Consider the following 21,750-nt stretch of genomic DNA (forward strand, 5'->3'; position numbering starts at 1 on the left):
GGATGGGGAGGTTTGCCCAGAAATTAATCGTCTCTGCGCAGGACCATGAAGAGGCGGGCAAAGGGCAGCAGCGCACGCCCGTCACCCCGCAAAGGATATGCCGTGTGTAGCGCATCGTCGTAGGCGGAAAGAAACCGGGCTTGTTGATCAGCGTTCAGAGCGTCCAGCACGGGACGCAGTGCGGTGGATTCGGTGAACCGCCGCACCGGGTGTGCATGTGCATCTGCGGGCAGGATTTGCAGGTATTCGCTGCGCCAGATCGACAGGTCACCCAGCGGGTCGAGCAGGTCGAAATAGACCTGCGGCGCCGAAACCTGTGGCGGGTGCGGGCGGTATTGCTGCGGGAACATCTGCGCCGCAATCTCGCGCGACAGCGCGTGTGAGGGCGCGTCGAATTGCACCGGCATCTGCACCGCCAGCACACCACCGGCACCCAACATGCGGGCCAGTTTTGGAAACAGCTCGGCGTGGTCGGGCAGCCAGTGCAAAAGGGCGTTGGAATAGATCAAGGCTGGTGGGGTCTCGGGGGCCCAATCCTCGACATTAGCTTCGGCCAGTGCGCCATAGGCTCCGGTCTGTTCCGCTTTGGTCAGCATCGCCGGCGAATTGTCGATACCGGTCACTGTCCCAAACCTGTTGGCCAGAGCCGGGCCCATGGCCCCGCTGCCACAGCCCAGGTCGATCACGTCGCCCTTTGGCAATGGCGGCACCTGCGCCAAAAGGTCCAGCGCCGGGCGCAGGCGCAGGTCGCGAAACGCATCGTATTTGGTTGGGTTCCAATCAGCCATGCGATAATTGTATACCACGGCATACATTTCGACAAGGCAAAATAAAAGGCGCCGCAGCTCGGGCGCCTTTTCTTTGAGCTTAAGCCGTGGGTTCCGGCTCCATATCGCCATCGGGCGCGGATTTGGGCTTGGTCTTGGGGATCGCCGTGATCGACGGCTCGTCCTTGACCCCGGCGCTGCCGTCCTCATCCCCGTCATCCTCGGTATGGGGCGGCTCGCCGCGCATCACGCGTTCGATCTCTTCGCCGGTCAGGGTCTCGTATTCCAACAGACCCTGGGCCAGCCGTTCGAATTGCTCGGCGTTTTCCTCGATCATCTTATAGGCTTGCTCATAGCCATTATCGATGATGCGCTTGACCTCTTCCTCGATCATTTCCTTGGTCTTGGTCGAGACCGAGAAACCGGCGGTGTTGCCAGAATACCCCTCATGCGCCTCGGCATAGTCGATATTGCCCACTTTGTCGGACATACCCCAACGCATCACCATGGCGCGAGCCAGGCCCGAGGCCTGTTGGATGTCGCCTTGCGGACCCGACGAAACGCTGTCAGCGCCGTATTTAAAGATCTCGGCTGCCTTGCCCGCCATGGTCATGGTGATCTTTTCGACCGCCTCATCCTTGAACATGGTCAGCTTGTCGATCTCGGGCAGCGATACAACCATGCCCAGCGCACCACCGCGTGGAATGATCGTGGCTTTGTAAACCGGATCTGTCTTGGTCAGCTTCAGACCGACGATGGCGTGGCCAGCCTCGTGATAGGCGGTCTTTTCCTTTTGGTCCTGTGTCATGACCATCGATCGGCGCTCGGCGCCCATCATGACCTTGTCCTTGGCATTTTCGAAATCGATCATGGTGACAAACCGGCGGCCAACGCGAGCGGCCATCAGTGCGGCCTCGTTCACCAGGTTGGCCAGATCCGCACCCGAAAAGCCCGGCGTGCCGCGCGCGATGATGCGCAGATCGACATCGGGGCCCAGCGGCACCTTGCGGGCATGAACGCCCAGGATTTTCTGGCGGCCCTTGATATCGGGGTTGGGCACGGTCACCTGACGATCGAACCGGCCCGGGCGCAGCAGCGCAGGGTCCAGAACGTCGCGACGGTTGGTGGCGGCAAGGATGATCACACCCTCGTTTGCCTCGAACCCGTCCATTTCCACCAGCAGCTGGTTCAGCGTCTGCTCGCGCTCGTCATTGCCGCCGCCGTAACCGGCACCGCGATGGCGACCCACGGCGTCAATCTCGTCGATGAACACGATGCAAGGCGCGTTTTTCTTGGCTTGTTCGAACATGTCGCGCACGCGGCTGGCACCAACGCCCACGAACATTTCCACGAAATCCGAGCCCGAGATGGTGAAGAACGGCACGCCCGCCTCGCCCGCAATGGCGCGGGCCAGCAGGGTTTTACCAGTACCCGGAGGGCCCACCAGCAACGCACCCTTGGGAATCTTGCCGCCCAGGCGGCTGAATTTCTGCGGGTTACGCAGGAACTCGACAATCTCTTCCAGCTCTTCCTTGGCCTCGTCGATACCGGCGACGTCGTCAAATGTGACGCGGCCGTGTTTCTCGGTCAAAAGCTTGGCGCGCGATTTGCCAAAGCCCATGGCCCCGCCGCGCCCGCCGCCCTGCATGCGGTTCATCAGGAACAGCCAGATGCCGATCAGGATCAGGAAGGGCAGCAGCGTGCCAATATAGGCCAGCAGACCATTGCGTTCCTGGGCCCGTGCCGTCACCTCGACATCAGCTTCGACCAGACGGTCGGTCAGGTCCACGCCGTCAGGCACGATCGTGGTGGATTGCCGGCCATCCGTACCGGTGATCACGGCCTTTTCGCCGTCAATGGTCACGGCCGAAACCTTGCCTGCCTCTACATCATCCAGAAAGTCGGAATAGCTGTAGCTTTCAGCGCTGTTGGCACCCTGATCGGTGCTGAACAGGTTGAACAAGGCAAGGACCAGGAAAAACAGGACGACCCAGAATGCGATATTTCGCGCGTTACCCACGTTGTGCTCCTCGAAAGTGGTGGCCCGAGTGGCAGGCCATCCTTCTAAAATAGAGATATGACGGACATGTTCAATGCGATAGCAGAAAAGCGGCGAAACTGACGCGGTTCGTTGCCAATGTTGCGGTCCAGCCATTGGAAAGCCCTGCAACGGGGGCAGAAATCAGCGTTTCTTGCCGCCAAACCGACGGGCTGGCCAAAAGCGCGAGGCGTGGAATGCCTGTTTCGCGCCAGTTCGGGCATTGTAGCAGCCCGTCGGGACCCAGCGCGCGAATCTGTGTTTCAAGGGGTGGGGCGTCGGTTGTCAGCCGCCACATGCCGTCCCAAAGTGAACCGGGTTCGGCGACGGTGTCGCGCACCGCATTGTATTCACGGGTCAGGCGCGTCACGTCTCCCTGCGGCAGGGCGATACAGCCGTAAAGCGTGGCCTGCCGGCCTGCCAGAACCTCGGCGACGAACGTCGACAGCTTTCCGGCACGCGGCACATAGTCAGCACCGGTCAGAAAAAGCACGGCAGCCTGGATCATTCGACGAGCGGTTTCAGGTTGCTCGTCCTGCAGGGCCGCACGGTCAAATACAAGCCCCCCCGCCTCAAGTCGCACGATCCGCTTGGCCGCCTGGGCAGCGACATACCGCAAAGTGTCCCGCGCTGTCGTCATGTTGCGGGCCACCGATGCAAGCGTTTCCGCCTCGATCCCAAGCGACGCCAAGGCCGCGCGCGCGCGAACGCGCAGGAAAGCCGGGTCGGTGTTCGAGGGGTCCTCGACCCAGCTCAGGCCCTTGTTGGTCAGGTATGCACGCAGGTCTTGGCGGCCCACGGCCAGTAGCGGCCGCAGCCATGTCACACCGTCCGCATCCCACCGGGCCGACATCGCCGCCAGCCCATCCACCCCGGCACCACGAGACAGGCGCATCAGGAATGTCTCGGCCACGTCGTCCTGTGTATGGGCCAAGGCGATGGCAGGAATTCCGTGTTGCGCGGCCCATTCTGCGATCAACCGATAGCGCGCCCGCCGCGCCTGATCCTGCAAATTGCCGTCAATGCCCTCATGCTGCCAATGCAAGGTCCGATGCGGGATATTCAGTTCTGCGCAACGGCGTGCGACCATGGCGGCTTCGTCCGCCGCTTCGGCCCGCAGACCGTGGTTTACCGTGACAACATGCAGATCGACGCCCGAAACCCGAGCAGCGATATCGAGCATCGCCATGGAGTCTCCACCGCCTGAAACAGCGAGACCAAGTGGACCATGCAATGCAACGCCCAAGCCCTGGCAGAATTGCGTCGTCAGATTGTCGGCATTCACCGGTTTAATTACAGGCAAAGGTCGCGCGGGCGGATTGCGCGTCTGCGTCCGCCGCCGATCCAGGGAAACGCGCCGAAACCTCGGCCAATGTCACACAAGCCTCGCGCTGCTGGCCAAGGTCGTTCAGAGCAACCCCCAAGCCGAACAAGGCATCCGGTGCGCGTGTTCCGTTTGGAGCGCCCGAAAACGCCTCAAGATAGGCGCGCGCGCTTTCCGAGGTACGGCCAAGCGATTTCAGCGCTTCGCCGCGCAAAAACTGCGCCTCGGTTGTCAGGTTGCCAACCGGATAGGTCTGCACAAAGCTTTCCAGCATGGTCACCGCCCCGGCGGCATCACCTTGCTCAAAAACGGCTTTGGCGCGGTCGAAATCCGCTTGCTCGCCCACGGCCAATTGCGTTGTCTCACCCTGCGGCTGAACGGTTGTTGCAGTGGGCAACTCTCCCCCCAGCGTCGGCGTGTCACTCAGGCTGCCAATGTCGCAATTTGGTTCCAGCTCGCACAAACGGAATTCCAGATCGCCAACCCGGTTCGTGCCATCGCGCACCACTTTGTCGATGCGGAATTGCAGGTCTTCGGTCCGGGCTGTCATGCGCTGCAACTGTGCTTCGATGGCATCGATCCGCTGCAAGGCGGTTCCACCTGCGGCAGGTCCTGTTGCGGCACCCGTTGTGGAAAGCTCGGTCTTAAGCCGCTGAATCTCGACAAACAGAACGGCAAGGTCTTGGCGGATATCCGCCAATGTCTGGTCCTGTGCCATGGCCACGGGGGCCGTCAACATCCCGGCGGTAAACGCCAAAGCGCCAAGAATTCCGGTGCGCGCAATCATGGGGGGCCTCCTAGCTGCCGGTGCCGATGGTCACCACGGTCACGGCGCGGCGGTTCTGGGCATAGCAGGTTTCATCCGAACAAATAGCGATGGGGCGTTCCTTGCCGAATGTCACGGTACGAACCCGCGCCGGCGAAACCCCACCGGCCACAAGGTATTCCTGTACCGCATTGGCGCGACGACCGCCAAGGGCGAGGTTGTATTCGCGGGTGCCCTGTTCATCGGCATGGCCTTCAACGATCACGGTATAGTCCGTGTTGGTCAGCAGCCATTGCACCTGGCCTTGCAGGGTTTGTTCGGCCAATGATGTCAGCGTGCTCTGATCCACTTCGAACAACACCCGATCACCCACGGAAGACTGGAAATATGCCACCGAAGTTGGGTCGGTGATGCCGCCATCGCCAACCGGATTGGCGCCAGCATCACCGGATCCGTCAAACAGATTGTTTGATGTGCAGCCCGCAACGACAAGTGCCGTCGCCAAAGACAGAAGTAGAGACTTGATACGCATTGCAACGTTCCTTGTTGTCGTTCTTGGCTCGATTGCGGCCATCATATCAGCAACCCGTGCGTTTTGGAACGCGCAGGTCAGGGCAATAGGGGCGACCACGAGGCATCCGATGCCGCAGTGTCCATGCGCACTGTTTTCAGGTTTCGGCCCGAAACGTCGACCGAGTAAAGCGCGGCGGTGCCTCCGGCGCCTGCGGTTTCGCGGGTGAACATGATGACGCGCCCGTTGGGTGACCATGTGGGCCCTTCATCAAGGAACGAGGCCGTAAGCAACCGCTCTTCCGACCCGTCTGTGCGCATCACGCCGATGTGAAACCGGCCCTTGGCGCGTTTTGTAAAGGCGATCAGGTCACCACGGGGTGACCAAACCGGGGTCGAATAGCGCCCGTCGCCACGACTGATCCGGCGCGGCTCGCCCCCGCCTGCGGGGATCACGTAAAGGTGCTGCGAGCCGGAACGGTCGCTTTCAAACACGATCTGGCTGCCATCGGGGGAAAAGCTGGGCGCCGTTTCAATGGACGGCGCCGAGGTCAGACGTTGCCGCGCACCGCTACCGAGGTCCAGCGCGTAGATATCCGTGTTGCCGCCTTGCGACAAAGAGAACAACACCTGGTTGCCGTTGGGGCTGAACCGTGGGGAAAAAGTCATCGTACCCGGCTGATCGTCCAGCGCCCGGCGCTGCCCGGTTGCAACGTCCAACAGGTAGATCCGCGGGAAACCGGTCTCGAAGCTGGTGTAAAGCACCTGCTGACCGTTGGGTGAAAACCGCGGGGCCAATACAAGATTGGCACTGTCTGTCAGATACGTGGTGTTCGCGCCATCGTAATCGGCCAATGCCAGTTGTTTAAGCCGGGCGTTCTTGGGTCCGCTTTCCGCCACATAAACCACGCGGCTGTCGAAATATGGCCCCTCGCCGGTGATGCGGCTGTACACCTGATCGGCCACCTTATGGGCCAACCGGCGCCAACCAGCGGTGGTGCCCGTGAACTGCAGGCCTTCGCCCAGGGGCGCTTCGGCGAACACATCCTGCAACCGGAATTTGACGGTCAGACGACCGTTGCTGCCAACAGATACGGCCCCGGTCACAAGGGCCTGTGCATTGATGGCTTTCCAATCAGCGTATTGAACGGGGCTATCAAAGGAGGTGATCCGGGCAATATGCGCCTCGGCCGGGATTTCGCGGAACAGTCCGGTGCCAACAAGATCTGCCGCCACGACCCGTGCGATATCTTCGGCAAACTGTCGGGCGGCGTTGTTTTCCGAAACGAAGGTCGGCAAAGCGAACGGCAGGGGTTCGACATTTGGCTGATCCAGAACAATCCGCAGCCGGCCCTGCTGTGCCTCGGCAGCCAGGGGCGCGCCAAAGGCCAGTACGACCACTATCAGCCATCTCAGAATTACGTTCGCTTTCATCGCTTCACCCTCGTCGGTCTGCGCACGCAGGGCGTGACGCAAAACTGTAATAGCCCGATGACACTGCAATCAGATTGCAGCAAGGGGCCGAAAATACCAAACGCCAATCCATCAATTCCTCAACCTCGACGGATCAAACACAACTTCAACCGCACGCCACGTCGCATATTTTTCGGGCGGCAGGTCGTAGCCGCTGCTGCCACAGCGCAAGATTGCCCGGCGCGCAGACTCGTAGGCGGCCCGCACCGCCACGTCATCGCCAGCCGAGTTTTCGATCAGCTGCAAACTGTTGCTGACCACGCGACCATCCTCTGTCAACTCGAAGGCCAACGTGACGATAACGCGGGCAGCTGGCGAACCTGCATCGACGACCCAGCATTCCTGAACGGCCAGCCTCAACGCGTCTTTTTCGCCAGCGGTCAGCGGCGGGCCGGAAGGGGCCAAGCCGGCGCCACCGGCACCCGACTGCGCGTTCTGCAGCGCCTGCAGAACGGCATCGTCGGTTGCGCTGCTGGGCGCGTCTACGGTCTCGGTTTCCGGTGGGGGCGTGGGCTCTGCCGGGGGACGCGGGCGTTGGGCGGGACGCGGACGCGGCCGGGGCGAACTGGTCAGCGTGCCCTGGTCTGCCTCGGTGACGATACGGTCATTGGCCTCGGGCGGGGCGGTGGTTTCTTCTTCGGGCGGTGCGTCGGGCAAGGCCTGCGGGCTGGGCTGGGTGGCCTGACGTGCCGTGTCATCAATCACCGCATCCGGTGCGGGGGCCGGGGCGGCTCGCGGGGCAACGCGGTCCACCGGGCGCGGCGCGGCCTCGGGCAACGCAGCCAGATCCGTGCCCGTGTCCTGAACGGGCGGGGTTGGCAGGATCGGGGCTTGTTCGGCGACGTCCTCGGGTGCAGGGGCTTCGGGCTCTGGCAAAGCCTCGGGCGCGGTTTCCTCAGGGGGCTGTTCCACCCGGTCCGGGCGCGGCTGTGGACGCGGTGCCGAGGTCAGTGCAGGGGTTTCGGGCGCGGCGTCGGGAGTGGGCGCTTGGGGGGCTTCGGCGCTGTCTTGCGGCACGTTGGGTGCGGCCTCGGGCAGGCTCAGCACCGCCAGTTCGTTGGCCGAGATGAGGCTGACCGTTGTAACTGTCACGTCTTCCTCGGGCGGGCGCGACTGGAACAATTCACCCAGTAACAGCCAGCCGATCAGGGCCGCATGCCCCGCACCCGATATGATAACACCCCGGTTCACCCGTTCCCTATTGGTCCGTGCCGGCGTCCAGCGTCGGGCCGCCGCTTTCGGTCACCAGACCAATATCGCGGAACCCGGCGGCATTCAGCGCGCCCATGATCTGTACCACCCGTTCATAGGAAATGGCCCCATCGGCGCGCAGGAAGATCTTGTTGTCGTCGCGTTCGGCCGCCACCGCGCGCAGTTTGCCCACCAATTCGTCCGCCGCAATCGGTGTGTTCTGCAGCACGATCTCGCCCTCAGCCGTCAGGGTCACAGTCAGCGGCTCTTCCTGCTCGGACGGCAGCGCCGTGGCCGCGGTTTCCGGCAGCTCTACCGGCACGCCAACGGTCAACAGCGGTGCGGCAACCATGAAGATGATCAGCAGCACCAGCATCACGTCGACAAACGGCGTGACGTTGATCTCGGACATGGCCGCGTGGCGATTGCGCGCGCGCTGCCGCCGCCGCCGCGTGCCCTTGCCGCCCCCGATAACACCCGCCCCCATGGCTCAGGCGTCCAACTGGCGCGACAGGATGGTCGAAAACTCGTCGGCAAAGGCATCATACCCCCCGATGATCCGGTCACTATCCGTCGACAGCTTGTTGTAAAACACCACCGCCGGGATCGCGGCCAAAAGGCCCAGACCCGTGGCCAGAAGCGCCTCGGCAATGCCCGGCGCCACCACGGCCAGGTTGGTGTTCTGCTGCAACGCGATCTGTTCGAACGCGTTCATAATGCCCCAGACAGTTCCAAACAGGCCCACGAATGGCGCGGTCGAGCCCACCGTGGCCAAGAAGGACAGCCCCGAAGACAACCCCTCGGCCTCTTTCGCGATGGCAACATCCATGGACCGGTCGATGCGCGGCGCCGCGCCGGGGATCAGTCCGCCATCCTGCCGATGGCTGCGGCGCCATTCCAGCATGCCGGCGGCAAAGATCCGCTCCGACGCGCCCGAGGGTTCGGGGCCCAGCGTCTCGAACAATTCGTCCAGCGGCTCGCCCGACCAGAACGCGGTGTCGAACGCGTCGCCCTCTTTGCGGGCGCGGCGAAAGGTGATGGACTTCTGAATGATGATTGCCCAGCTCCAGAACGAGGCGAGGATCAGCATGATCATCACCACTTTCACGACAAACGTGGCACGCGCAAAAAGCGCAAGCATGGAGAAATCAATCTCCGCTGCGGCTGCAAGGGTTTCGGTTTCCATATGCCTGCTCGTTGTTATGGCCGAATTGATCCGGCTCTGCTTATCGAGCAGTTTACAGTGAATTAAGGGGAATTGCCAACAGAACCGCGCAATCGCGGGTTTTGGCCTAGGCCTGCCCGAACAATCGGCGAATATCTGCCGGGATGCGCGCCGGCCGCCCGTTTTCATTCACCATGGCAACCGTGACATCCGCCCGGAACAGCTGTGTATCGCCCCGCCAAACCCCTTGGCGCACCATCAGCGAGGCCCCGCCCACCTTCAGAAGCTCCGTGCGCACGTCCAACAGATCGTCGTAGCGGGCCGAGCTCAGATAGTCCGCCGCCACCCGCCTTACGGCAAAAACCAAACCCTGCCGCTGCAAAGCCGCTTGATCCACGCCCAAAGCGCGCACCCATTCACTGCGCCCACGTTCAATAAATTTCAGGTAGTTGGCGTAATAAACGATCCCGGCCAGATCGGTGTCTTCGTAGTAAACGCGGACGGGCAGTTGATGGGTCATTCCACGGCCCCCATCCGTGCGGCCAGGCGCAGCGCGTGGCTGGCATCCTTCGCCGCCACCGGCATCACCGGGTCATAGGCCGCGCGCAGGACCGCCGCCACCTCGGGCCGCAGGATCACGGCACCCTCGGGCGTGTGCGCCAGCGGGCTGACCCCGGCAAAGGCGCCCGGCCCCCATAGCAACATCACCTGCACCACCTGTGCCAGCGCCACATCCTCGGCCGCCATGGCGGACAGCGCCGCATCCATGCGCAAAAACACAAAGGCCGCCTGAATGGCCCCGTCATCATCAAACCGAAAGAACCGGTATTGATTGGCGCCTGCCCCCTTCAGTTCGGCCACCTTACCGGCCAGATCGGGCACCAGCTGTTCCAGGTTCGGCACCTCAACCAACTCGTCCCAATCCTCAAAGAAAAAGAACATCAGGTTCGCGCCCAGTTCGGGATCAGTCTCTGCCAGCTTGTGGCCGGACAATGCCGCGACCGCCTCCAACGCGCCTTTCAGCACTTCCAACGTCGCATCCGCGACGCCAAACACCACCGGCGCAATCGGTCGCCCCCAACGCGCAAAGGCATAGCTGCCATCGGGCCGCGTGAAAAAATCGACAATCTGATCGGGCGTCATGGGCTTCATTTTCGTCAACACATCTCTGCGCGAGGCATAGTTGCCACGACCCTACCCGTCAAACAGGTTGCCCTGCCCGGGTTTTTCCGGTGCCGCCAGACCCAGATGCGTCCAGGCCTTCTGCGCCAGCATCCGCCCCCGCGGGGTGCGCTGGATCAGGCCCTGTTGCAATAGAAAGGGTTCAATCACCTCTTCCAGCGCGTCGCGGCTTTCGCTCAGCGCGGCTGACATGGTTTCGATCCCCACCGGCCCGCCGGCATAGTTCTCGGCGATCAGGCGCAAATACCGCCGATCCGCCCCGTCCAGCCCCAGGTGATCCACCCCCAGCCGCGTCAGCGCGCCATCGGCAATGGCCTGGGTGATCCGCCCGTCACCCTCGACCAGCGCGAAATCCAGCACCCGCCGCAAAAGCCGCCCGGCAATCCGCGGCGTCCCCCGCGCGCGGCGCGCAATCTCGCGCGCTCCCGCAGCGTCGGCTGGCACGCCCAGCAACCGCGCCCCGCGGGTCACGATCTCGTTCAGCTCCTCCACCGTGTAGAACTGCAACCGCGTCGGAATGCCGAACCGGTCGCGCAGCGGCGTCGTCAGCAACCCCAACCGCGTGGTGGCCCCCACCAGCGTGAACGGCTGCAACTCAATCCGCACCGTCCGCGCTGCCGGCCCCTCGCCGATCACCAGATCCAGCTCGAAATCCTCCATCGCGGGGTACAGCACCTCTTCGACCACCGGGTTCAGCCGGTGGATCTCGTCGATGAACAACACGTCGCGCGCTTCCAGATTGGTCAGAATCGCGGCCAGATCCCCCGCCTTGGCCAGAACCGGCCCCGAGGTCATGCGGAAATTCACCCCCAACTCGCGCGCCATGATCTGCGCCAGGGTGGTTTTGCCCAGCCCGGGAGGGCCATGGAACAAGGCGTGATCCATCGCCTCACCGCGCATCTTTGCGCTTTCGATGAACACCCGCAAATTGGCGCGCGCCTCGGCTTGGCCGATGAATTCGTCCAGCCCCTGCGGCCGCAACGCCCGATCGGCATCCTCGGGCCGCGCCTCGGGGCGCAATGTGGGGTCTGGTTCGGTCATCCCGTCACCCTTTCGGAGCCAACAGCTTCAGCGCCGCCCGGATCAGCGCCGCCGTATCCACCTCGGGCCCCGCGCCTGCCGCCTCGGCCACGGCACTGGCCGCCTCGCCCGGCGCATAGCCCAGGTTCCCTAGCGCCGACAATGCCTCGGCCTGCGCCCCTGCGCCCCCGCTCGCCGCAGGCGCCGGAGCGGCCCCGCCGCGACCGGGTGGAGAGGGCTCGATGCCCTCGACGACCGACTCCGCCGCAACATCGGCAACGGGCACGCCCATGGCCATGACAGATGGCGCCTTGTCCTTCAACTCGTTCACCACGCGCTGCGCAATCTTCGGCCCAACACCGGGCGCCGCCTTGATCGCCCCCCAATCGCCCAACGCAATGGCGCGGCCCGCGCCTTCGCCGCCCAGCACCCCCAGAATGGCCATCGCTGCTTTCGACCCAACACCCTGAACCGAAATCAACAGCCGGTACCACTCTTTCTCATGCAGGCTGGGAAAGCCAAACAGCTGCAAGATATCCTCGCGCACCAGCAGATCGGTATAGAGCGCCACCGCCTCGCCCACGCCCGGCAACCCGGCCATCGTGCGTTCGGACACATGCACGATATAGCCCACGCCGCGCACGTCGATCAGGACATGCCCGTCGCCGCGATAATCCAGCCGCCCCGCAATGCGCCCGATCATGACGCGGCCCTCACCGCCGCCGCCAACCGGCCGGAGCTGCGCGCGTGAAACGCGTGGCACATCGCAATCGCAAGCGCATCAGCGGCATCGGGCCCGGCAATCTCAACCCCCGGCAATTGCAGCCGCACCATGTGGTCGATCTGCTGCTTGGCGGCGTGCCCCACGCCGACCACGGTCTTTTTCACTGCATTTGGTGCGTATTCACCCACATCCAGACCCGCCTGAGCCGGTACCAGCAGGGCAATCGCGCGGGCTTGTCCCAACTTCAGGGTTGCCACACCATCCTTGTTCACAAATGTCTGCTCGACCGCGGCGCAATCGGGTTGGTATTGCGCGATCACATCGCTCAACTGCGCATGCAAGCTCAGCAACCGAGGCGCCAAATCCCCCGCACTGGTGTGACATATGCCATTGGCCACATGGGACAGTCGCGATCCGTTTGCGTCAATGACGCCCCAGCCCATGTTGCGAAGCCCCGGGTCGATCCCCAAAACACGCATGCTCGCCTCGTTTGTTCTTTCTTTCCCATCGAACTAGCACGAAAAGTGAACATCGGCCAGAACGAACTGGTTTTTGGCATGCAGTCTCTGCAGGGCGGCATTGCGGAATCTGTCGGTTGTCAAGTCGATCCACCTGCACCATCTAGGCGTCAGAGCGATTTTGACGCTCAATTAATCAAACATCCACAAGGACGCCCACAAAATGGCTGCATTTGAAACGACACGGCCTCTGGTGGCCGACCGCCCGACCTTTGGCTTCATCGGTGCGCTGGCCGCATTGGTGCTGGAATGGAACGACCGCCGCGTGACCCGCAAGTCGCTGTCGAAACTCAGCGACGACATGCTGGAAGATATCGGCCTGACCCGCGCAGACGTTAACCGCCTGTAACCCTCAAGCACCTGAAAAGGTAACGGCCCGCGCATCACACGATGCGCGGGCCGTCTTTTTCTGACTACACACTACTGATCTCAGACGGGGGTCTTGAAGACCTCCCGCATTTTCTCCGACAGCCAGACCGTCGCGGGGTCCGCCTGCATCAGGAACGCGCCAAAGGCTTCCACCCGATCACCCTGGGCAAGGCGATCCACGCGGTCCTGGTAATCTTCTGTACCGATCTGCATCAAAAGCGCGGCTTTCAAGCACAGACCAATTGCAATCGTTATCAGCAAAGGCCGAAAGAACGAACGACGCTCACGAACCACGTAGGCACGACTGCCCAACGTCCCGGTTGCTTCGAACGCGCCCCCCTTGCGACGGATCTTGTCGATCCGGCGAAGACGGCCGCGGAACTCCTTCATTTGCACGTTTGCCATAACAATAACCCATTCGAACACTGACGCAGACTTTTATGCGTTCAAAATGTGGCAAAAGTTAGGCAAAATCAAACACTTAATTGTAAACAAAGCGTCGTCCAGTCACCGATTTCCTCGCGATTGGAAACAGTAAAGCCTTGTTCGGCATAGGTTGCGACAACTTCGTCAGCTTGAGGGTTCAGGATACCGGACAGAATCGCATACCCGCCCGGCGCCATATGCGCCGCCATATCGGGTGCCAGCGCAATCAGCGGGCCTTTCAGGATATTTGCAAATACAAGATCAAATGGGGCAGCGGTGCTGAGCGCTGCATGACCGAAACCGGCCGCTTCAACACATTTCACGCGGCCTTGCAGATCGTTCGCCGCGACATTGGCTTGGGCCACGTCAACGGCAACCTGATCAATGTCACCCGCAAAAACCGGATGTGGCCAGATCTTGGCAGCGGCCATCGCCAGAACTGCTGTTCCGGCCCCGATATCCGCCACATTCCTGCCCTCAAATCCCTGCCCGGCCAGCCGGTCCAACGCACGCAAACAGCCCAGCGTCGTGCCGTGGTGTCCGGTGCCAAATGCCATTGCGGCCTCGATCAGCAGAGCGATCGCGTTCTCGGGCACCTTGTCGGCGTCATGCGCGCCATAGACAAAGAACCGCCCGGCCTCGACCGGGGCCAACTCGCGTCGCACCTTGGCCACCCAATCCTGGTCGGGCAGTTCGGACACCACGAAATCCTTTGCGCCATGCATGGATGCCAACAGAGCAAGCCCCGCCAGATCTGGCTCTTCGGTGAAATACCCCCCGACTTCCCACAGGCCCGAGCCATCTTCGACCTCGAACACACCCACGCCGGTGGGTTCGGGGTTCAGGGTCTCCATCGCTTCGCCCAGCGCGTCGGCGCTGGCTTTGCCGGTCAGGGTGGTCAGGGCGGTGAAGGTTGGCATGGTGCGGCTCCGGGGCTGATGAACAACCCCATGCGCCTAGGCGCTTGCCGACGCGGGGTCAAGCGCGTCTACGGCACATTGCAACAGTTCCGATGCCGGTTTGGAGGCGTCCAGATGGATCACCGGGCATTGCAACCCGGCCAGCCAGCTTTCCTGTCGCGCCCGCGATCGGCCCGCAAACCCGGGATCGTCATAAGACATCGCCCAGTCCAAGAAGCCACGATAAGCGGCGTGTCGGGCCCCGCCCGGATCAATGGCATTGCCAAAGCGGCGGCGTTCACGCGCACGCAGTCGGGCAAGACGTTGCGCGGCGGGCAGGGTCAAGAAAAGAACGTGCGTCAGGCGCGGGATCACCGGATCCCCCCACCCCATCATCGAACCGGACAGAACCCAGTCTGCGCGCGGCAGGAACAGCGCCTCCATCAGGCCCAATCGCTCTGCCGCCGGGCGCTTGGTGGTAAAGGCGGGCTCAGTCGGTTGCCAATAGAAATCGTCGGTGTCGAACATCTGCAGCGCCAGCCGGCTGGCCAGCCCGCGCGCCAGCGTCGAGGTGCCGGACCCCGAGGCGCCCAGCACATGGATGCGGTACTGCGTCGACATGGCGTCAGACGCCGGTGCCAATTGGGCAGGTCACTCCGGTGCCACCCAGCCCGCAATAGCCGCCCGGGTTCTTGGCCAGGTATTGCTGGTGGTAGTCCTCGGCATAATAGAAGGCGGGCGCGTCGATGATCTCGGACGTGATCGCCCCCAGCCCGGCCGCCGCAAGGCGCGGCTGAAACGCGGCTTTTGACGCCTCGGCCGCCGCCTTTTGGGCCGCGTCATAGGCATAGATGCCCGACCGATACTGCGTGCCGCGATCATTGCCCTGCCGCATGCCCTGCGTCGGGTCGTGGCCTTCCCAGAACACCTGCAACAGACGTTCAAAGCTCAACTGAGCGGGGTCAAAGACCACGTGAACAACCTCGTTATGGCCGGTCTGGCCGGAACAAACCTCTTCATACGTGGGGTTCGGCGTGAACCCGCCGGCATAGCCCGCGGCGGTCATCCACACGCCCGGCTCTTGCCAAAACATGCGTTCAACACCCCAGAAACAGCCCATGCCGAACAAAGCCTGCTGAAACCCGTCGGGCACCGGAGCTTTGAGCGGACGGTCGTACACGTAATGCGTCTGGGCCGTTGGGATCGCCATCTGGCGGCCCGGCAAAGCCGCATCCGCAGTCACCATCGTCGATTTGTCGCGTGTCAGTCCGAACATCGCACCCTCCGTCATTGCCCACGCCTATAACCTAGGATGTTGCGGGCTGGGTTTCTACTCTGCCGGTGCCGCAACCCCGCGTCCGAACACGGTTTCGTATCCCGGCGCCGGGTGGCGCGGGATCAGCAGCGCCAAAAGCAGCGAAATGCCCGCCATTGCGGCAGCCAGCACAAAAACTGAGCCCGGCGAGACCACCCACAAGAACCCCAGCAGCACCGGCAGGAACACCGCCGCGATGTGGTTGATGGTAAAGGCCACCGCCGCCGTCGGCGCAATGTCGGCCGGGTCTGCGATTTTCTGGAAATAGGTTTTCAGCGCCAGCGCCAGGGCAAAGAACAGATGGTCCAGCACGTACAAGGCCGCCGCAATGATCCAGCCCCAGGCAAAGTAATAGACCCCGCCATAGGCCAGGAACACGCCGATCAGCCCGACATACTCAAACACCAGCGCCCGGCGTTCGCCCCAGCGCGCCACCGCATGGCCCATCAGCGGCGCAAAAGCCATATTGGCCACGAAATTGACCAGCATTAACGAGGTCACCTCGTGCACCTCGAAGCCAAAGCGTTCGACCATCATGAACCCGGCAAAGACAACAAAGATCTGCCGCCGCGCCCCGGCCATGAATTGCAGCGCGTAATAAAGCCAATAACGCCGGCGCAGGATCATCTTCTTGACTTGGGGGTGCGGTGTCTCGAACTGCGGAAAGGCCAGCAGGCAATAGATCGCGATCATCAGGCACAGCCCGCCCGAGGCGAGGTAGACCGTGTTGTACGACAGCCCGAACCGCTCCCACCCGATCACGATCAGACCATAGGCCAACAGCGACGCGCCGGATCCCACCGCCACCAACTTGCCCAGCACTTGCGGGGCGCGTTTCTTGTCGATCCATTGCAGCTGCACCGACTGGTTGACTGTCTCGTAATAGTGAAACCCGATCGAGCTGAGCATGGTGACAATCAGGATACCGCTGAGCGACGGGAACCACGCGGTCACCGCCGTTGCCGCGCCCAACAGGCCCAGCGACACCAGCCCCAGCACCTGTTCGCGAATAAAGATGATCAGCGCGATCACGCCCACCGCTAGAAAGCCCGGGATCTCGCGCACCGTGTGCAGCAGCCCGATCTCCACCCCCGTGAACCCGGCCTTTTCGATGACAAAATTGTTCAACAGAGCCGACCAGGTGGAAAACGCCATAGGCATGGCGAAGGCCATCAGCGCCAACAGGAAAATCGGGCGCCGCCAAAACGGTAGATCACCGATATGGTCAAGATGAACGTATTTAGGCATGCCCCTGACTTAGGACGCCCGGCCAGAAAATGCGACCGCGAAATTGTACCCTGTCAATAGAAGCTCTGCGGATCGATGTCGATTTGCAGACGCAATGATGGCGGCACGCGGAATTGTCCGGCCCATTGACGCAATGCGGTCTGAATGGGTGCGGACTTGGCGGCCTTGATCAGCAAACGCACGCGGTGTTGGCCACGGATGCGCGCAATCGGAGCGGGCGCGGGGCCAAAAACCTGCGCCCCGATCTTTTGTAACGGCGCGGTGCGCCGGGCCATTTCGCCGGCCAGATCAAACACCGCCTGCACATCCGGCCCGCTGACCACGATGCCAGCCATGCGCCCATAGGGCGGAACGCCGGCGGCCAGTCGCTCGGCCGCTTCGGCGCGCCAAAACGCCTCGTCATCGGCACCCAGAATGGCGCGGATCACCGGGTGTTCGGGCTGAAAGCTTTGCAGCACCGCCAACCCCGGCTTGTCGGCCCGCCCAGCCCGACCCGCCACCTGCCGCATTAGCTGAAACGTGCGTTCGGCGGCGCGCAGGTCGCTGCCCTGCAGGCCAAGATCGGCGTCGATCACCCCCACCAGCGTCAGCTTTGGAAAGTTGTGCCCCTTGGCGACCAACTGCGTGCCGATGATCAGGTCAGCCCCGCCATCGGCGATGGTCAGAATGTGCTCTTTCAACGCGCGGGCCGAACCGTAAAGGTCTGACGACAAGACTGCGACGCGGGTGTCGGGGAACAGTTCGGCCACCTCTTCGGCCAGACGCTCCACCCCCGGGCCCACCGGCGCCAGCTTGCCCTCAACCCCGCAGGACGGGCAGGCCTGCGGCATCGGTTTGGTGGCGCCGCATTGGTGGCACATCAGGCGCTTGAGGAACCGGTGTTCCACCATCCGCGCGTCGCAATCGTCACAGGCGATCTGATGCCCGCAGGCCCGGCACAGCGTCACCGGCGCATAACCGCGGCGGTTCAAAAACAGCATCGCCTGCTCACCGGCCGCCAGACGGCCGCGCACCAGCCCCTCCAGCGCCGGAGAGATCCAGCGGTTCGAGGGCAGGTCCTGCACGCGCATGTCGATGGCGCGCATGTCGGGCATCACCGCCGGGCCATAGCGCGCGGTCAGATCCACGCGGTCATATTTACCTGTCTCGGCATTGGCCCAGCTTTCCAGCGACGGCGTGGCCGAAGCCAGCACCACCTGCGCCCCGCACATCGACGCGCGCAGCACCGCCATGTCGCGGGCATTGTACAGCACGCCGTCTTCCTGCTTGTACGAGCTGTCATGCTCCTCATCCACCACGATCAACCCCAGGTCGCGGAACGGCAGAAACAGCGCCGATCGCGCGCCCACCACCAACTGCGCGCCGCCCTGCCCCACCATGCGCCAGCACCGGCGGCGCTCGGTCATGGTGACGCCGGAATGCCACTCGGCCGGGACAGCGCCAAACCGCGCCTGAACACGGTTCAGAAACTCGGCGCTCAGCGCGATCTCGGGCAGCAGCACCAGCGCCTGCCGCCCGGCCCGCAGGCATTCGGCAACGGCCTCCAGATAGACTTCGGTCTTGCCCGATCCGGTGACACCACGCAGCAATGTTGCGCCAAAGTCGCCGTTGCGTATTTTCGCCGACAATTGGCCCGCTGCCTTGGCCTGCGCTTCGGTCAGATCTTTGCCCGACATCTCGGGGTCCAATTGCGGGTAAGGCCGGTCGCGTGGCGTGTCCTGTTCGGCCACCACCCCTTGTTTCACCAACCCTTTGACCACTGACGTCGACACGCCGGCCATTTCGGCCAATTCGCCCAGCGTAAAGGATAGCCCGCCGAATTCCTCCAGCACCGCCAGAACCTTTTGGCGGGCGGGCGTCATGCGATCCGGCGCACCTTCGCCCAAGCGATAAATCTTTTGCATCGAAGGTGGATCACCCAGCCCCGGCGCGCGTGTGGCAAGTCGCAACATCGACGTCATGGGCGACACGGTATAGTCGGCGGCCTTGGTCAGGAACAGCCGCATCTCTTCGCGCATCGGCGCCACGTCCAGCACCTTGTTCACCGCCCGGATTTTCGATGGGTCATAGCCACCCGCGCCCGGTCCCCACACAACGCCAAACACCAACCGAGGCCCCAAAGGCACCTCGACAAACGCCCCTGCGAAACACCCGCCTTCAGGGGCCTTGTAATCCAACAGCCGGTCTAGTGGTTGCGTGGTCAGAACCGAAACCAGCGTGCCTTGTTCGAAAAAGCTGGGCGCCTGCACGGTTGGTTCGTCCTTGATCGGTTTTACGATGGGTTCGGGGCGTCACAATGCGCGTCTTGGCGATGCGGTTCAAGCCCTGCCAACGGCCACCGCCGCAGGGGTGCAACATTTATTCGGTTCCCAAAAAATGGGTAGAGATTTCCGTAACTGTTTCGTGTAACCTGCGCCCCAATACGAAGTTGAGGCAGATTAATGAGCAGCACGGCACTGACCGAAACCAATTTGCGTGACCGTATCATTTCCGATCCCGGCGTGATCCTGGAAGACCGCGACCTGATGCGCGTGCTTGTCTCGGCCAATGAAAAGAGCATGGGCAGCAACGTTGTGGACCTGCGCGGCATCGCGATGGACCGGCTTGAGGCGCGCCTTGAACGGCTGGAGGATACCCACCGTTCTGTTATCGCGGCTGCCTACGAAAACCTTGCTGGGACCAACCAGATTCACAAGGCTGTTCTGGCGCTGCTGGACCCGCATGAGTTCACAGATTTCCTGGCCTACCTGAACGGTCCCGTGGCCGAGATATTGCGCGTGGACCGCGTGCGTCTGGTGCTGGAAACCCTGCAGGACGGCAACAGCAATGCCGTCCGCAAACTGGGTGAAGCTCTGGCCGTGGCCGAACCCGGCTATGTCGAGCGCTTTATTGGCGGATCCACGGGCCGCCCCGTGACGTTGCGCCAGATGCAGCGCGGCGATGACTTCGTCTATGGGGACCGCGCAGAGTGGGTGCGCTCTGAGGCTTTGCTGCGCCTTGACTTTGGCGAGGGCCGCCTGCCCGGTATGTTGGTTCTGGGTGCAGAGGATCCGCATCAATTCGCCCCCAGCCAGGGCACGGATCTATTGTCATTCTTTGGCGGCGTTTTTGAACGCGCAATGCGGCGCTGGTTATCGTGACACTGGAATTGTCAGCCGGGCTGCGCGATCTGCTGGAAACCTGGCTGACCGAACAGCGCGTGCTGAACAACCGCGCAGACAACACGATCGAAGCTTATCGTTCCGATCTTGTGCGATTTTTGGGATTTCTGACCGGGCACTTGGGTGGGCCTCTTGGCGAAACCGCCTTGGCCACGGTTTCGATCCGCGACATGCGGGCTTGGATGGCGGCCGAACGTGCGGACGGCCTTTCGGCCCGCGCCCTTGCACGCGCGCTTTCCGCGGTTAAATCCTTCTATCGGTGGCACGCCCCGCGCGCCGGGTTCGATCCAACACCGGTTCTGTCCACGCGCGCGCCGCGCTTCCACGCCAAGCTTCCGCGGCCCCTGTCCAAAGACAGCGCCCGCGACGTGATCGAAACCGTGGCACTGCAACATGACAAGGAATGGGTCAATGCAAGGGACGCGGCGGTCATCACGCTGCTTTATGGCTGTGGATTGCGCATATCCGAGGCTCTGGGCCTGACCGGAGCCGACGCCCCGTTGCCCGATGTGTTGCGGATTGAAGGCAAAGGCGGCAAAGAACGCCTGGTTCCCGTTCTGCCCGCCGCGCAAGCCGCCGTGGGTCGGTACCTGGAACTTTGCCCGCATCCGGTTCAATCCAACCTGCCCCTGTTTCGGGGCGTGCGCGGTGGGCCGTTGAACCCGCGTCTGGTCAGCGGCGTGATGGCACGCGCAAGGGTACAGCTTGGCCTGCCCGCCTCGGCCACGCCCCATGCCATGCGTCACAGCTTTGCCACGCATCTTTTGGCTGCCGGCGGTGACCTGCGCGCGATCCAGGAATTGCTGGGACATGCGCGCCTGACCACGACACAGGCCTACACGGCCGTCGACAGCGCCCAAATCATGGATGCCTACACCCGCGCGCACCCCAAGGCCTGACCAAATATTTCGAGCCCTCACGCAAACTTGTACGCCTGTCATTTTGATACGCGGCAAGACTGCGACAATGTGGCCGCAAATTCTGTAGAGCCAAAAGGACCTGATTCACATGAAAGCCAAACGCGCCATTGCCATCGCCGCATTTGCCGCCGGTGCCGCGCTGTCGACCTCGGCATATGCCGCCAATACCTGCGTCATTGCCGGCGACTCGTACGATCTGGACGATGCCGGCGTTAACGCAATCTATGACTGCATCAAGGACCAGATGGTCGAAGCGTATGCCAAGGGCGGTGACGAACTGGCCACTGCCTATCGCAGCTGGGCTCCCACCGCGACCCGTCCCGCAGTTGCGGGTGCACATAGCGAACGGTTCCTGATGACCTTCGCCAATGACATTGCTGCCGAACAATACCTGAAGTTCGAAGATGAAGGCGTGCAGATGCCTGTTGGCTCGATCCTGGCCAAAGAAAGCTTCAAGGCGAACAAAAAGGGCGTGGTCAAGGTTGGCCCGTTGTTCCTGATGACCAAACTGGAGGCAGGTGCAGCCCCGGAATACGGCGATTGGCTGTATGGCGGCATTCAGCCGAACGGCAAACCGCTGAAGATCAAGCAGTCGTTCTGCCACGATTGCCATGTTGGTTGGGAAGACCAGGACGCGCTGGCGTACCCGCTGGAAGAAGTGCGTATCAGCGCCGAGTGACCGTGTTACCCTGTTGGTAACAATTGCAAACGGCCGGGTTTTCCCGGCCGTTTTG

At 62.6% G+C, this 21,750-nt stretch carries 24 protein-coding genes; 4 read left to right on the forward strand and 20 right to left on the reverse strand.

Annotated features, from left to right (window positions below):
* Positions 1 to 23: 23 nt before the first annotated feature.
* From ACMU_RS17805 to ruvC, 14 genes are all read right to left on the reverse strand, one after another.
* Complete coding sequence (locus tag ACMU_RS17805; protein WP_035262699.1) at positions 24 to 788, reverse strand: methyltransferase domain-containing protein; 765 nt, start codon at positions 786 to 788, stop codon at positions 24 to 26.
* Between the two features lie 79 nt (positions 789 to 867).
* The gene (gene ftsH / locus ACMU_RS17810; protein ID WP_035262561.1) at positions 868 to 2,787 is read right to left on the reverse strand and encodes an ATP-dependent zinc metalloprotease FtsH; all 1,920 of its coding nucleotides are present in this window, start codon (positions 2,785 to 2,787) and stop codon (positions 868 to 870) included.
* Between the two features lie 70 nt (positions 2,788 to 2,857).
* Positions 2,858 to 4,090: a tRNA lysidine(34) synthetase TilS gene (gene tilS, locus ACMU_RS17815; protein ID WP_081805595.1), complete on the reverse strand. Its 1,233-nt coding sequence runs from the start codon at positions 4,088 to 4,090 to the stop codon at positions 2,858 to 2,860.
* A gap of 4 nt (positions 4,091 to 4,094) precedes the next feature.
* Positions 4,095 to 4,916, reverse strand: a complete 822-nt coding sequence (ybgF, locus tag ACMU_RS17820) for a tol-pal system protein YbgF (protein ID WP_035262563.1) — start codon at positions 4,914 to 4,916, stop codon at positions 4,095 to 4,097.
* A gap of 10 nt (positions 4,917 to 4,926) precedes the next feature.
* Positions 4,927 to 5,427, reverse strand: a complete 501-nt coding sequence (gene pal / locus ACMU_RS17825; protein ID WP_035262565.1) for a peptidoglycan-associated lipoprotein Pal — start codon at positions 5,425 to 5,427, stop codon at positions 4,927 to 4,929.
* Positions 5,428 to 5,504: 77 nt separating this feature from the next.
* Positions 5,505 to 6,839: a Tol-Pal system beta propeller repeat protein TolB gene (tolB, locus tag ACMU_RS17830; protein ID WP_051588440.1), complete on the reverse strand. Its 1,335-nt coding sequence runs from the start codon at positions 6,837 to 6,839 to the stop codon at positions 5,505 to 5,507.
* A gap of 111 nt (positions 6,840 to 6,950) precedes the next feature.
* On the reverse strand, positions 6,951 to 8,069 hold the full coding sequence (locus tag ACMU_RS17835) for a hypothetical protein (protein ID WP_035262569.1): 1,119 nt from the start codon (positions 8,067 to 8,069) through the stop codon (positions 6,951 to 6,953).
* 7 nt (positions 8,070 to 8,076) lie between these two features.
* Positions 8,077 to 8,556, reverse strand: coding sequence for a protein TolR (gene tolR, locus ACMU_RS17840; protein ID WP_035262572.1), 480 nt, complete (start codon positions 8,554 to 8,556; stop codon positions 8,077 to 8,079).
* Between the two features lie 3 nt (positions 8,557 to 8,559).
* Entirely contained in the window at positions 8,560 to 9,255 is a 696-nt protein-coding gene (gene tolQ, locus ACMU_RS17845) for a protein TolQ (protein ID WP_035262575.1), read from the reverse strand.
* A 106-nt stretch (positions 9,256 to 9,361) separates the two neighbouring features.
* Entirely contained in the window at positions 9,362 to 9,754 is a 393-nt protein-coding gene (ybgC, locus tag ACMU_RS17850) for a tol-pal system-associated acyl-CoA thioesterase (RefSeq protein ID WP_035262578.1), read from the reverse strand.
* Positions 9,751 to 10,377, reverse strand: coding sequence for a hypothetical protein (locus ACMU_RS17855; RefSeq protein ID WP_035262706.1), 627 nt, complete (start codon positions 10,375 to 10,377; stop codon positions 9,751 to 9,753). The genes ybgC and ACMU_RS17855 overlap by 4 nt, the downstream gene beginning before the upstream one ends.
* Before the next feature lie 51 nt (positions 10,378 to 10,428).
* On the reverse strand, positions 10,429 to 11,457 hold the full coding sequence (gene ruvB / locus ACMU_RS17860; protein ID WP_035262582.1) for a Holliday junction branch migration DNA helicase RuvB: 1,029 nt from the start codon (positions 11,455 to 11,457) through the stop codon (positions 10,429 to 10,431).
* A gap of 4 nt (positions 11,458 to 11,461) precedes the next feature.
* Positions 11,462 to 12,139, reverse strand: coding sequence for a Holliday junction branch migration protein RuvA (gene ruvA / locus ACMU_RS17865; RefSeq protein ID WP_035262584.1), 678 nt, complete (start codon positions 12,137 to 12,139; stop codon positions 11,462 to 11,464).
* Positions 12,136 to 12,639: a crossover junction endodeoxyribonuclease RuvC gene (gene ruvC, locus ACMU_RS17870; protein WP_035262587.1), complete on the reverse strand. Its 504-nt coding sequence runs from the start codon at positions 12,637 to 12,639 to the stop codon at positions 12,136 to 12,138. Before ruvC ends, ruvA begins: the two co-directional genes overlap by 4 nt.
* A gap of 202 nt (positions 12,640 to 12,841) precedes the next feature.
* Between ruvC and ACMU_RS17875 the strand changes: the two genes are divergently transcribed.
* Positions 12,842 to 13,027 carry a DUF1127 domain-containing protein gene (locus tag ACMU_RS17875; RefSeq protein WP_035262591.1) on the forward strand — a complete coding sequence of 62 codons (186 nt, stop codon included), beginning with the start codon at positions 12,842 to 12,844 and terminating at the stop codon, positions 13,025 to 13,027.
* Positions 13,028 to 13,107: 80 nt separating this feature from the next.
* Here the strand turns inward: ACMU_RS17875 and ACMU_RS17880 are convergent, their stop codons facing one another.
* From ACMU_RS17880 to ACMU_RS17905, 6 genes are all read right to left on the reverse strand, one after another.
* Positions 13,108 to 13,437 (reverse strand): hypothetical protein, encoded by a 330-nt coding sequence (locus ACMU_RS17880; RefSeq protein WP_152544678.1) that lies wholly within the window; start codon positions 13,435 to 13,437, stop codon positions 13,108 to 13,110.
* Positions 13,438 to 13,520: 83 nt separating this feature from the next.
* Complete coding sequence (locus ACMU_RS17885) at positions 13,521 to 14,393, reverse strand: 50S ribosomal protein L11 methyltransferase (protein ID WP_035262593.1); 873 nt, start codon at positions 14,391 to 14,393, stop codon at positions 13,521 to 13,523.
* A gap of 36 nt (positions 14,394 to 14,429) precedes the next feature.
* Positions 14,430 to 14,993 carry a P-loop NTPase family protein gene (locus ACMU_RS17890; protein ID WP_035262596.1) on the reverse strand — a complete coding sequence of 188 codons (564 nt, stop codon included), beginning with the start codon at positions 14,991 to 14,993 and terminating at the stop codon, positions 14,430 to 14,432.
* Positions 14,994 to 14,997: 4 nt separating this feature from the next.
* Entirely contained in the window at positions 14,998 to 15,648 is a 651-nt protein-coding gene (gene msrA / locus ACMU_RS17895; RefSeq protein ID WP_035262711.1) for a peptide-methionine (S)-S-oxide reductase MsrA, read from the reverse strand.
* A 54-nt stretch (positions 15,649 to 15,702) separates the two neighbouring features.
* Positions 15,703 to 16,935 (reverse strand): MFS transporter, encoded by a 1,233-nt coding sequence (locus tag ACMU_RS17900; protein WP_035262600.1) that lies wholly within the window; start codon positions 16,933 to 16,935, stop codon positions 15,703 to 15,705.
* Positions 16,936 to 16,988: 53 nt separating this feature from the next.
* The gene (locus ACMU_RS17905; RefSeq protein ID WP_035262604.1) at positions 16,989 to 19,184 is read right to left on the reverse strand and encodes a primosomal protein N'; all 2,196 of its coding nucleotides are present in this window, start codon (positions 19,182 to 19,184) and stop codon (positions 16,989 to 16,991) included.
* 192 nt (positions 19,185 to 19,376) lie between these two features.
* Between ACMU_RS17905 and ACMU_RS17910 the strand changes: the two genes are divergently transcribed.
* The 3 genes from ACMU_RS17910 to ACMU_RS17920 all read left to right on the forward strand — a co-directional run bounded on the left by ACMU_RS17910 (position 19,377) and on the right by ACMU_RS17920 (position 21,695).
* Positions 19,377 to 20,075: a DUF484 family protein gene (locus tag ACMU_RS17910; RefSeq protein WP_035262607.1), complete on the forward strand. Its 699-nt coding sequence runs from the start codon at positions 19,377 to 19,379 to the stop codon at positions 20,073 to 20,075.
* On the forward strand, positions 20,072 to 20,995 hold the full coding sequence (locus tag ACMU_RS17915; protein ID WP_035262612.1) for a tyrosine recombinase XerC: 924 nt from the start codon (positions 20,072 to 20,074) through the stop codon (positions 20,993 to 20,995). The genes ACMU_RS17910 and ACMU_RS17915 overlap by 4 nt, the downstream gene beginning before the upstream one ends.
* A 109-nt stretch (positions 20,996 to 21,104) precedes the next feature.
* Positions 21,105 to 21,695 (forward strand): cytochrome P460 family protein, encoded by a 591-nt coding sequence (locus tag ACMU_RS17920; protein ID WP_035262615.1) that lies wholly within the window; start codon positions 21,105 to 21,107, stop codon positions 21,693 to 21,695.
* Positions 21,696 to 21,750 lie beyond the last annotated feature (55 nt).

Source organism: Actibacterium mucosum KCTC 23349 (assembly GCF_000647975.1).
GTDB classification, from domain to species: Bacteria; Pseudomonadota; Alphaproteobacteria; order Rhodobacterales; family Rhodobacteraceae; genus Actibacterium; species Actibacterium mucosum.